Here is a 12,049-nt window from a genome sequence, read left to right on the forward strand (position 1 = left end):
GGCTGCGTGCTCAGACGCCGTACAGGACGACCTTGCTGCCGCGCCGGGCCCAGCGCCCGCTCTGGGCCGCGCCACCCCCGCGCGGCGCGCCACCGCCCTTGGAGCGGCCTGGACCGGCCCCTCCCTGCTGCCCGCTCAAGAGCCCGGGGGCGAGCTGGCGTGCGGCACCCATGGCGGCGCGTTGCGCCACGGTCCGCGGGTCCGCCGAAGGCGATGCGGCGGCTGCCTTGGTGACCGTGTCGGCCGCCAGGCGGACGAACTGCTTGGCGCCTTCGTACTGCTCGCCTTCGCCGTCGAACGACTCGCCTTCGAGTCCGAGGGCGCTGCCTGCCGCGGACGCGAGGCCGCTGCCGATCTTGGCCCCGAGCGGGCCGCCCACCCAGCCGCCGAGTGCGCCGCCCGCCAGAGGCAGGGCCTTCTTCGCAACGCCCTTCAGGACGCCGCCCACGGCCTGTCCCACCGGCGAACTGAGCACCTTGCCGGCGCCCTTGGCCACCTTGCGCATCAGACTGCCGAGGAACTGGTCGAGCTCCTCCTCGTTGGACACGCCGAGCAGTTCGTCGGCGAGCTCCGCCTCATCGGCCTCGCTCAGGACGCCTTCCTCGTTGTCGAACTCGAAGCTCTCGCTGTTGAACGAACCGGATTCGAAACCGGGCAGCTCCGAGCTGAACTCAAGCTGCGTGCGATCGATGTCATGCATGACAGACTCCTCAGTGATGTCGAGAAAGCCCGGCCTCTGCGAAGCGCGGGCGGAAGGACGAGTCGCGGCGGATCCGGCGGCTCGGGGACGGAATGGCGGGGCGAGGGTGCTCAGTTGCGGCACCAGGCCGGGAGCCAGCGCGCTTGCCGCCTGATGCGCGGCGCGGGCCGCGACCACGGTGGGCCCGGCGCCGGTGGGGGTGACCAGCATGCGGCGCGTGGCGTCGCCCGCGAAGCGCACGAATTGGCGTGCCACCTCGAAGGCCTGGTCCTCGTGGCTGAGGCCTTCAAGCTCGATGCCGAACGCCCGTGATGCGCGTGGACCGTGAGGCGCGCCGTCAGGCCGCCAAAGCAGGCGGGAGGTCTGGCTCAGCAGGTGAGCCAGGGGGGCGGCGGCAGGCGGCGTCGGTCGGCCGGCGCCACGTGACGCGCGGTCGATCAGGTCCACCACGAAGGCGTCGGCTTCGCCGGACTGGGCTCGCTCCAGCAGTTCGGTGGCCAGCGTCAGCTCGTTGCGCTCGCTGACCGCGGACTCACCCGCGGCCGTGCGTTCGTTGCCGTGGAACTCGTCGATCTCCGGCCGGTAGTCGAGCAACGCGCGATGCATGGCGCCTCCGCTTCGCAGGCGGGTGACACGCCGGATCGGCTGCCTGCTGGATCCTCTTTCGCATCAGGCGTGCCAGCCCCTTTTGCGGGGGTGAACGGCGCTTGGGGCGAAGCGGGTTTCGTTTGCGGCGGTCAACCGGCCGAACGGCCGAAGCGTGTTTCGCCGCGCGGGCTGCCTGAGGGGAGACGTTCGAGAAAGGCGTATGGCGCGTCGGGGAGACGGCAGTATGGCGGCGCAAAGACGCGCCGCCGTGCGACCGGTGCCTTGCGCGCCGGCCGTCGTCGAGCGGGGCAGCGTCGGCATTCAAGCCGATGCCGCCCCCTTGGTGCCTACTTCTGCGGCTGGCGCGGGCCGCGCCGCATGCTGTACCAGAGCGCCGGGGCCGTGGCCAGTCCCAGCGTGACCCAGGACAGCGCGTCCCACATGCCGTCGCCGACAAGGGCCGAGATCAGTCCGACCACCGTGGCGATACCGACCACGGCCGGGATGGCGAAGATCTGTTTGAGGCTTTGGCTCATGGTGCGGTCCTGGGTGGGCGGGTACGGGGCTACGGGTCAGAGCTTGTATTCCAGCGTCAACGCCGCGTTGCGGGGCGCACCGTAGATGGCGCCGGCGCTCAGCCCGCCGACGTACTTCTTGTCGAAGAGGTTGTTGACGTTGAGTCGCAGCGTTGCGTTGTCAGTGACAGCGTAGGACGCGAATGCGTGCGCCAGGAAGTACGAATCCTGCTTTGCGCCTCCGTTCTTGCGAACGTCGGACTGCCAGCGGCCGCCGATGCCAGCGCGCAGGTCAGTCAGGAAAGGCATGCGGGTGGCGTAGTGGAAGTTTGCAGTGGTGCGGGGCACCCACTCGTAGATGTCGTTGCCGTCAGGGCCCTTGAGGCGGAGCTTCGTCAGGCCGACGGTCACGCGCGAGTCGTTCGTGAGACGACCGGTGGCCTCCAATTCAATGCCTTCGGACTTGACGTCCTTCGCCTCGTAGATCGATGTGTTGTTTGGGCCGTAGCTGGCGAAGGTGGCCAATCCCTTTTGTTTCGAGCCAAACACGGCAAAGGTCGTCAGCAGGTTCTTGTCGAACCAGTCCGCTTTCGCACCGGCCTCAATGTTCAGTCCTTTCATCGGGCGCAGGTACGTGCCGGTCGCGTCGATCTGGTCCTGACTCTGGAAAATGTCGGAATAGGAGACGTAGCCCAACACGTTCGGGGTGAAGTCGTACGTTGCTCCGACATACGGGCTCACCTTGTTGGTCGCCGCTTGGTCGACCTTGCCGGTTGCGCCCAGGGCGGAATCTCCCGACCGCTTGAGGTGAATGGCGTTAAATCCAAAGATGCCCTTGAGGCGGTCAGTCAACGAAATGCGTGTGCTGCCGTACATGCGCGTCATCTGCTGTTTCCCAGCTCGATCGGGAGTCATCGGGCCCCAGACCGGTTCTGGGAACGTGTTCCCTGGGTAGGGGAAGACCGGCACCAATCCTTGATAGATCGTGGGATTCCACGAGTACGTGTCAGTGCTGAATTCCTGACGAGAGTGCGACGCACCGACCAGCAGACTGTGAGTCCGTCCGAAGGCTTCGAACTCACCGCTGAGGTTGGCATCCAGTATGTGGTTCGTGCTTTCGCCGGAGGACCGGTAGGGCTGCGCAGTAAGACCCGTGTTGTCTGGCTCAAGCGCCCCCTTCAGCGAGTACGCGTAAAGCAACTTCGTTTCTTCATCGACCTGCCGAGTGTTGAACGTGACCTTGGCCTCCCAGCTGGGGCTCAGAGCATGCGTGTACTCGACGAAGGCGCTTTCAGAGGACGTGTTCCAGTAGGTCCAGTCCTGCGCAGTCGAGGAAGACCGATCGAAGTCGGCTTGGGTGCCGTCCGTCCGATTCAGTGTCATCGAACCCCACATCGCCGACCGTTGCTTGGACTTCTGGTGAGTGAAGCCGAGCGTCAGCACGCCGTTGTCGCCAATCTGGCCATCGATCACCCCGTACACGGTGTTCTTGGTGTCGTGCAGGGCTCGGAGATAGGAGTCGGCATCTTCGTGGGCGACGATGAACCGACCCGCCCATTTGCCGTCGTCCGTGAGAATCTTGTTGTAGTCGAGCGTGACACGGCGTTTATCGTGCGAACCCTTGGTCAACGTTGCCTCGCCGCCGTCCTTGTTGGTGGGGCGCTTGCGCACGTAGTTGATGGTGCCGGAAGAGTTGCCCACTCCGGTCAGCAAGCCATTCGCGCCCCGGATCAGTTCCACTCGCTCGAACAGGACGGTGTCTTGCTGGCCAGCAAGGACGCCCCAGTCGTTGGTCATGCCCAGCCCGTCCATCTGGGTGAGCATGATGTCGAAGCCGCGCGAATTCACGGTCACCCGGTTCGTCTCGAATTGCTCGATGTTGATGCCTGTACCCAGGCGCAAAGCGTCGTTGCTGCTGGTGGCACCGAAGTCGCGGATGTCTTCCTTCTCGATCGTGCTGATCGTCTGCGGCGTCTCCTTGATCTCCATCGGCAGGCCGGTGGCCCCCTTCGACACCCGGTTCTCTCGCTTGGCCTTGACCACCACGGGCTCCATCACCGTTTCCTGGGCGTGCAGCTCGCTCACGAGGGCGCAGGCCGCCAGGGCGCAGGCGGTCATCCGGATCTTCGGGTTCATCGACTTCTCCAACTACAGATTGCAAAGGGGGATCGGGCGGGCAGCGGCGCTGCCAGCCGGTACGGGGCCGCGCCGAGGGGGCAGGGGCTTACTTGAGCTGGGGCGTGGCGCCGTCGAGCGATGGCCGGCGCGGAGGCACCGAGGTGGCGGCGCCTTCGGAAGCAACGCCGTCCTCCGCAGCCAGCACCACCGGTGCCACGCGTCGGCGCGCCCACCAGAGGTACAGGCCGCTCGACAAGACCACGATCGTGATCAGGTCCAGCACGGCCCAGAGGATCTGCAGCGGCAGGCCGCCGTAGTCTCCGAAGTGCAGCGGTTGCGACAGGAGGAGGGCGTCCAGGTACCAGGGCATTTCCGGGGCGGCCGTCACCTCACCGCTCCGCGCATCCACCAGCACCGGGCGAAGCATCTTCGACGTGAGTGGCTCGCTGCCGCGCAGGAAGACGGTGGTGTGGTGCGGACTGGAGAAGGCGGTGCCAGGGAACGCGATGAACGAGGGCTTCATGCCGGGCACGTGCGCCGTGGCGGCTTCAAGCACCCGCTGGGTGGGCGCGCGCTCGGCCTCGGGCACGATCGGCTTGCCCTGGTAGGGCGCCAGCAGCGTGGCGACGTCCGTGACCTGCCAGTACTTGATGAGCAGGTCGGCCCAGGTGTTGATCATGCCGGTGGCACCGACGACCAGGGCCCACACCAGGGTGACGATGCCGAGGAGGTTGTGCAGGTCCAGCCACTTGACGCGGGTGGAGCGCTCACGGCGCACTTCGCCGAACGTGAGCTTGCGCATGAAGGGCGCGTAGAGCACGACGCCGCTGACGATCGCCACGAGCAGCAGCAGGCCCATGAACCCGAGGAACAGCTTGCCCGGCAGCCCGGCGAACAGGTCCACGTGGAGCTTGAACATCACCCACATGAAGCCCTCGTCGAAGCGGGGCTCGGCGGCCACGAGGCCCGTGCGCGCGTCGACGGCGACCGAGCGGAAGTCGTCGGTGGGTTCGGGCGTGGGCGTAAGCGTGACGAACCAGATGCGGTCATCGTGTTCGTCGGGGGACACGAACTGCACGATGCGGTCGGGGTGGCGTTCGCGCGCCACGCTCATGATCGAGTCGAGGCTGACGCGGGTGGTGTCCGGCACGCTGACCGCCGGCGGCTCGACTTCGGTGCCGGTGAGGTGGGCGATCTCGTGGTGGAAGATCAGCGGCAGCCCGGTCAGGCACAACAGCAGCATGAAGACCGTGCAGACGAGGCTGGACCACTTGTGGACCCAGCTCCAGCGGCGAATGTTGACGGGTTTCATTGGATTCGTGATGTTCGTTGCCGGAAGGCACGACGGGCGGGCCTGCGACCGACCGGGCGCTCAGCGCCGGTCGGGCGGCCATTTTATACACGAATGCGAATGATTCTTGTGCGCGTGTTAACGAAACTTCGAGAATGTCAACGGGCGCTTCCCTGAGGCCCCGCGCGGTCCGATAGGGGAGCGGGCGGCGAACACCGCGGGCGTTGCTGGCCCGGAATCAAACCGGTTAGCGCGCCAGGGCCGGACATCGTTCACGGTTCCGGCGCGACGCGGGCTGCCGGCTGGCGCATCAACGGGGCGCGTGCGGCGGAAGGATCTCGTAGTCGATCGGCTTGAAGCTGCCGTTGTTCGAGTTCTCCGCCGAGCAGGCGGTGAGGGCGCAGATGAGGTCCATCTCCGCATGCAGCTCCACATAGTCCCCCGCCTTCGACGGCGGCACGTCGACGCGGACCGCACCATCGGCACCCACGTCCACCTTCATGAAGATGTTGAACGTCGTCCCGATCTGTTCGGGCCTGATGCCGAACGCCGCCAACGAGGTGTAGAGGTTCTCGAAGCAGCTCGGATGGTGGCCGTGGTGGTGGTAGAGGATCTCGAACATTTCCTGGCTGCACGGGGTGAGCAGGAAGTCGTGTCGACCCACCTTGTCCTCGCCGATGGTGAACATCGGGCGGCTGTCGTTGGCGTAGAGGACGTCGCCGGTGCTGAGGTAGATCTTCGAGGCGTAGTCGATGCTCCGGCCCGACGACAGGCTGCAGGACAGGTCGCCGTCCTTGAAGGCGAAGAGGTCCGAGACCTGTTCACCGAGCGGGTCGGTGACCCGCAGGATCTCGCCCCGCTTCAGCTTGAAGGCTGTGCCCGACTGGGGAGGGATGCGACGCTTGGCGGTCGGTGCGTCACACATGCTTGGCCGCCTTGCTCTGGAACGGGCAGCGCCAGCGGCTGTCGACGGGGCGTCCGGAGTACTGCCGGGCCTCCGACGCCTGGCCGAAGGCGGCAAGGACCGGGTTGACCGAGCCCTGCAAGGCGACATCGCGCGCGCGAATGGCGGCCTGCATCGTCTGGTACTTGCCCGAAGCCTTCAGCGATTCGAACTGGTTGTGGAAATTGAACACGAGGCACGGAAAGGGCGCGCGGCGCGCAAGGCGTGACGCGCTGGGGTGCAAGCCCACCACGAAGAAGGCCCGGCCACCGATGCTGAGCGAGAAGTCCGCCTGCGACGGATCGTTCGCCACCGTCGCGTCCCAGGCGAAACGGGTGCGGTCGTGTTCATGCATCACTTGCAGGTGATGCCACAGCGCTGCCTCGAAGGCGGCCTCGTCGGCCACTTGGTCCTCGAAGGTCACCACGAAGCTGACGGGCACATTGCCCGGGTCCGGGAACTCCTCGGAGAAGGCATGCAACCGCGCGCAGAGATCGGCTGCTTCCGCGGCATTCCCCAACGCCTTGTACGAGGCGAATCGCACGCGGTCCTTGTTGAGTGCCGACTTGGCACCCACGCAAGGGAAGCTCGGATCCGAGATGAATTCGGTGAGACGATGTCGAGGAGACGGTGAGGGGAGGCGTGAAGGACTGGGCGAGCGTGTCGTGGGTTGCATGGAACGAAGGTGCAATCGGGATGCAGCGACCTTAAGCCGTGCACTGCTTGCGCCTTGCCATCCCGCGCCATGAATGTCCGTGGGACGAGGACGAGCCTGGTGTAGTTGGAATCCGACAGGGCTTCACCCGCACCGGCTCGAGCGAGCGGCCCCTCCCCGGTGTGGGAAAGGGGCGCGGTGCCGTGGCGTTCATTCGATCAGCGAGGCAGCGCCACCGTGACTGCGTCGAACGGCAGCAGCGGCGGCGGGTCCTTCTGGCGGTTGAGCTGACCGTTGATGACGACCAGGCCGTCAGTCGTGGGGGCCGCCGTGGTCGGGTACTTGAAGCGCGCGTCGTGAAGGCGCTGCGCCACCTGAGCCTGCGACCAATCGCTCGCCAGCGCCACCTGGGTGATCTCGTTGTCCTGGTTGCGCACCACGTACAACTCGGCGTTGCCGCGAAGCACCAGGCCGTCGCCATGGACGAGGGAACCGCCCGACACCGGCACCTCGGTCACCGCGCGGGTGCTGGTGTCGATGCGCCAGAGTTGCCCGGTGACCGACTGGATGGCGAGCAGCCAACGGCCGTCGGGCGAGGCGACGATGCCGTTGAGGTTGATCTCGTTCGGGCGGTAGCGGACCGGCGTCGCGCCCAGGTCCAGCCAGGGCTCGAGTGCAAGGGGCTTCGCCGTGCGCGAGGCGCGGTAGATGACCGGTCGGAAGGAGTCCGTGACGTAGACGTGATCGCCCGTCACCACCAGGTCGTTGACGAACGGCTGCGGACCTGGCGGCACCTTGGCGACCGCCTCCGTGTGGGCACCGGCCAGGTCGACGACGGCGAGCGTGCCGTTCGGACCGCCCGCGATCCACAGGCGCCGCTGGCCGTCGACCTTCATGCCGAAGGCGCCTTGTCGACCGGGTGAGCCGCCCCGCTGGAACAGCTCCGCCTGCTTGGCACCGGCCGTCCACCGGTACAGGTGGCCCTCACGCACCGAGCCGGCATACAGATCACCGTTCGAGGCGTCCACCGCGATTCCTTCGGGGAACACGTTCGCGCCCTCGAAGGTCGTGCGCCCCGTCACCACGCCAGCCGAGGCGGGCGAGATGACGCCGCACAGCACGCGCGGGCCGGAGTTGCCGGCAGGGTCGGTCTGGTAGTCGTCGGCCTGGGCGTGCACGATCACCGTGCGGTTCATGATGGAGGTGGGCCCGGGGGCCAGCGTCACGTTGGCGTTCAGCAGGCGGGCCGTGGCCTGGCCCGACGCGTCGGCCGTGAGGTTGGGAAGTTCGCCCGCATGGGACGTTTCCTTCGGGTCGCCTGGCCGACCGTGGTTGCGGGTGTGGCCGGGGTCGAAATGGCCGCCTGCGGCGCCGAACGCCACGATGCTGCCGGTGGTCGGATCCGGACCGGGGGCACAGGCGCCGTTCGCATGGATGTGGAAGCCATGCTGGCCCGACGTGAGGCCTGTGGCGGAAACCGTGAGGTGCACGCCTTGCGGCGTGTCATGAAAACGGACCTCGCCCGCATTGCTTCCATCAGCGGCCTGGAGGCGGGCGATGGCCTGGGGCGCTCCGGTGGGCGCATCAGGAAGTGGGGAGGTCGGTGCCGTGGAGTTGCCGGGCTGGGCGCAGCCGACGACAACGAGCGAGACGGCCAGAGCGAGGGCGGTGTTGAGGCATGTCGACATGGCAAGGTTCTCCGTTCAACGCGTGTTGCCGTGGCGGACGCGGTAGATCACGCCGTTCTGGTCCTCGGCGATCAAGAGGGAGCCGTCGCGCGCGACGGCGAGCCCGGCGAGGCGCCCGAGCTGCGCCGGGCGCTTGGCCTTGGCCTGCTCCGTGGCGGGAGCCTTGGTGCCGGGGTCGGTCAGCGGTCCGGGTGGGGGCACCAGCCATCCGCTGATGAAGTCCTCGGTGCCGGTCGGACGGCCCGCGGCATCGAAGGTCACGCGAATCACCTTGAAGCCGCTGGGCTCGGCGCGGTTCCACGATCCGCGCATCGCCACGAAGGCGCTGCCGCGGTAGCCCGCCGGAAACTGGGACCCGTCGTAGAAGACCATGCCGATCGGGGCGGCATGGGCGGTGTAGGTGAGTGCCGGCCCTTCGGTGGTGGGACAGAAGTCCGCCTTGGTGGTGTTCGGCGGTTCGTTGAACTGGAACCGGTCCACTTCGCGCTGTCCATAGCACCAGGGCCATCCATAGTGCTTGCCGGCGCGGATCTCGTTGAGTTCCTCCGGCGGAATGTCGTCGCCCCGGAAGTCCGAGCCGTGGTCGAAACCGTAGAGGGCCTTGGAGACCGGATGCCAGCCGAAGCCGATGGTGTTGCGCAGCCCCGCCGCGAAAACCTCCCGCCCGGAACCGTCCGGTCGGGCGCGCAGCACGGTGGCGGCCTCGGGGTTCGTCTCGCGGCAGTTGTTGCAGGACGATCCGGCGGTGATGTAAAGCCAGCCGTCGGGGCCCATGGCCAGGGTGCGGTTGGGATGCTGGCCGGCGTCCGGGAGGTCCTCGATGATGGGGCGGGGCGTCGACAGCGAACCGTCCGCCGAGACCTCGGCCACGAGCACCTTCTTGTCGGAGGCGATGTACAGCTTGCCGTCATGAAGCGCCAGGCCGTGAGCGTAGGTGATGTTCTGTGCGACCACCCGCTGCTGGTCGGCGGCTCCGTCGCCGTCGGTGTCGCGCAGCAGTAGCACGTCACCTTGGTCGCGCCGGCTCGCATACACATCCCCGTTGGGCGCCACCTGCAGCCAGCGCACGTTCTTCAGGTCCTTGGCGAAGACGGAGACGGTGAAGCCCTGAGGGGCCTTCAGGCGGCCGACGGTGTCGCTCGCGAACGGCACCGGACTGGCTTCGAGCAGGGTGCTGTTGGCCGGCGTGGGGCCGTCGCCTGGAGGCAGTTGCGAGAAGCAGGGCGTGGCGGCGAGAAGGGCGCTTGCCGCCAGGGTGAGTTTCAGCATGGTGGTCTCCGCAAGGGCAGGTGAACAGCGCGACGGGCCGGGCCGGGGCGACGGGCTATCGCGTCGTCATCGCAGCAGTCGGCCCGTCCATCGATCACTCTGCAAGGGGTGGCGTGGTGGCGAGAGGGTGCTGGCAGATGGGCCGGGCGTCTGTAGGAAAGCTGTGGATTCGCGTGTCAGCACGGACGATGCGGGAACGGCGCCGTCTTGCCGACCTGCAAGGCACAAGCGGTCTGCGGGCCTGAGCTCCGGGGTTCCGTTACGGCGGGACCATGCAGTTCGCCCGACACCACGGGACTTCGCATCAGTCCTCGGCATGCTTGCCGTCGTCCCGTAAGTTGTCGAGCTCGACGACGAACCAGGAGACATGATGAGTTGGATGCGCAAATTGTGTTGTGGCGGTTCGGGTGGGGCGATCACGCCGGAGCCGCCAGCGGTGCCGGTCTCCACCGGGCGCGCGGAGGTGAATCCTGCGACAAGCCGTTCCGTCGGCGTCGGCCCTCGTCTGCGCTCGGGCAGCCAGTCGAGCGGGCCGGTGGGTGATCACCGCAACAAGCTGCGTGCGACCTTGCCCGCCCGCACGGCCCCGGCCGTGCTGCGTGGCGATCGGCTGCTCACCGATTCCTCGCGTTTCCGTGCGATGTCCGATCTGTCCGCACTGCAGGGGACGGCCGTCAACCTGGAGGGGCTCGACAAGCTGCCGCTGTCCGGCAGCGCGAGCCTGTCGTCGGTCGAGCAGATCGAGGCGATCAAGCGGGCCGCGAATGGCCGACCCTTCGCGGTGCTCGACCTGCGAGAGGAGTCGCACGCCATCGTGGATGCGCATCCGACCACATGGATCGCGCCGGACGACTGGGGTAATGTCGGCCTGACGACGGCGGAGGTGTTGGCAGACGAGGCGGCCCGCATCGAGGCGCTGAAGCAGCAGGACGAGGTCACCTTCGTCAACTACCCCGATCTCAAGAAGGGGCGGGAGCCCCGTGTCACGACGCTGTCGGCGCCGGCCATCCTCGACGAGAAGACGTTCGTCGAGCAAGCGGGTGGCCAGTATCACCGGCTGCCCGTGACCGACCACGTTCGCCCGGACCGGGCGCGGGTCGACGCGTTCGTCGCCTTGGTGAGGTCCATGGCGCCCGACACCTGGCTGCACGTCCATTGCAAAGGGGGCAAGGGCCGCACGACGTCGGCCATGGTGATGTTCGACATGCTGCACAACGCCGGCAGGGTCTCGGCCGAGGACATCCTGGCGCGGCAGACCGCCATCGGGGGCAGTGACCTGGCCACGATCGGCGGCGGGCGGATCGAACTCAAGCAGGATCGACTCGACTTCCTGCTCGAGTTCCACGCGTATGCGAAAGCCAATCCGCTCGGTGCCCCGGACGCTAAAGCCTGGGGGGAGTGGCGGATGTCGCCGCGCGAGAGGGAAGTGGAGGGAGCGCAGGGCGCCACGAATCCATGACGGAGAGACGCTCGGGGCCGCCGGGAGGTGCTTGAGCCGGGGTGGCAGTCCTCGCCAGGCGCGTTCCAGACGACAAAGTGCACACATGGCGCCCCGGCGCGTGAACAAATGCCGGTGCACGGGGCAAAGCATGCAAGCCGTGTCGTAAAGTCCGCTCGCATTCAAATCCCCGGGAGCCTCCATGAGCAGCGTGCAGATCGTGAGCCTGATCGTCCTGGCCTTGCTGGTCTTGTGGGCGGTCAGCGCCTACAACCGCCTGGTTCGCCTGCGCAACACGATCGCCAACTCGTTCGCGCAGATCGATGTGCAGCTCAAGCGCCGCTACGACCTGATCCCCAACCTGGTGGACGTGGCGCGCAAGTACGCCGCGCACGAGCGCGAGACGCTGGAGGCCGTGACGGCCGCGCGCAACCAGGCCAAGGCCGCCGCCGACACCGCCCGCGGCCGTCCGGCCGCCGCCGGCGCCGTGACGGGCCTGGCCATGGCCGAGCAGGCCCTGAGCGGCGCGATGAGCCGGCTGATGGCTGTCGTGGAGGCCTATCCCGAATTGAAGGCCGACCAGACGCTGCGCGAGCTGTCGGAAGAACTCACCAGCACCGAGAACAAGATCGGCTTCGCACGCCAGGTCTTCAACGATTCGACGCTCGACTACAACAACGCCGCACAGCAGTTCCCGACCAACATCATGGCCGGCGTGTTCGGCTTCCGCGAGGCGGCGATGCTGCAGGCCACCACCAGCGACGCGGAACGCGCGCCGGTGCGGGTGCAGCTGTAATTCCGCTGCGCCGAGCCGTCCGCTCGCGCGCAGTTCCGGTCGACGATG

10 protein-coding genes are annotated in these 12,049 nt (G+C 67.3%); 2 read left to right on the forward strand and 8 right to left on the reverse strand.

From position 1 onward, the window contains the following. Positions 1-10 precede the first annotated feature (10 nt). The 8 genes from ACSQ2F_RS04200 to ACSQ2F_RS04235 all read right to left on the reverse strand — a co-directional run bounded on the left by ACSQ2F_RS04200 (position 11) and on the right by ACSQ2F_RS04235 (position 9,767). A complete protein-coding gene (locus ACSQ2F_RS04200; RefSeq protein ID WP_436020086.1) occupies positions 11-1,306 on the reverse strand; it encodes a hypothetical protein in 1,296 nt (431 codons plus the stop codon). Positions 1,307-1,635: 329 nt separating this feature from the next. Continuing rightward, positions 1,636-1,824: a hypothetical protein gene (locus ACSQ2F_RS04205; protein WP_436020088.1), complete on the reverse strand. Its 189-nt coding sequence runs from the start codon at positions 1,822-1,824 to the stop codon at positions 1,636-1,638. A gap of 36 nt (positions 1,825-1,860) precedes the next feature. Beyond that, positions 1,861-3,939: a TonB-dependent siderophore receptor gene (locus tag ACSQ2F_RS04210; protein ID WP_436020090.1), complete on the reverse strand. Its 2,079-nt coding sequence runs from the start codon at positions 3,937-3,939 to the stop codon at positions 1,861-1,863. Between the two features lie 88 nt (positions 3,940-4,027). Beyond that, the gene (locus tag ACSQ2F_RS04215) at positions 4,028-5,233 is read right to left on the reverse strand and encodes a PepSY-associated TM helix domain-containing protein (protein WP_436020092.1); all 1,206 of its coding nucleotides are present in this window, start codon (positions 5,231-5,233) and stop codon (positions 4,028-4,030) included. Positions 5,234-5,522: 289 nt separating this feature from the next. Beyond that, complete coding sequence (locus ACSQ2F_RS04220) at positions 5,523-6,137, reverse strand: DUF1989 domain-containing protein (RefSeq protein ID WP_436020094.1); 615 nt, start codon at positions 6,135-6,137, stop codon at positions 5,523-5,525. Then, positions 6,130-6,831, reverse strand: coding sequence for a guanitoxin biosynthesis heme-dependent pre-guanitoxin N-hydroxylase GntA (gene gntA / locus ACSQ2F_RS04225; protein ID WP_436020096.1), 702 nt, complete (start codon positions 6,829-6,831; stop codon positions 6,130-6,132). Before gntA ends, ACSQ2F_RS04220 begins: the two co-directional genes overlap by 8 nt. A 197-nt stretch (positions 6,832-7,028) precedes the next feature. Next, a complete protein-coding gene (locus ACSQ2F_RS04230; protein WP_436020098.1) occupies positions 7,029-8,498 on the reverse strand; it encodes a superoxide dismutase family protein in 1,470 nt (489 codons plus the stop codon). A gap of 15 nt (positions 8,499-8,513) precedes the next feature. Further along, positions 8,514-9,767 carry a PQQ-dependent sugar dehydrogenase gene (locus tag ACSQ2F_RS04235; protein WP_436020100.1) on the reverse strand — a complete coding sequence of 418 codons (1,254 nt, stop codon included), beginning with the start codon at positions 9,765-9,767 and terminating at the stop codon, positions 8,514-8,516. A gap of 568 nt (positions 9,768-10,335) precedes the next feature. Here ACSQ2F_RS04235 and ACSQ2F_RS04240 point away from each other — a divergent pair. After that, on the forward strand, positions 10,336-11,226 hold the full coding sequence (locus tag ACSQ2F_RS04240) for a phosphatase domain-containing protein (protein WP_436020102.1): 891 nt from the start codon (positions 10,336-10,338) through the stop codon (positions 11,224-11,226). Positions 11,227-11,407: 181 nt separating this feature from the next. Then, positions 11,408-12,001, forward strand: coding sequence for a LemA family protein (locus ACSQ2F_RS04245; RefSeq protein ID WP_436020104.1), 594 nt, complete (start codon positions 11,408-11,410; stop codon positions 11,999-12,001). Positions 12,002-12,049: the final 48 nt, after the last annotated feature.

The sequence above is a fragment of the Rhizobacter sp. LjRoot28 genome (assembly GCF_964253025.1).
Lineage (GTDB): Bacteria > Pseudomonadota > Gammaproteobacteria > Burkholderiales > Burkholderiaceae_C > Rhizobacter.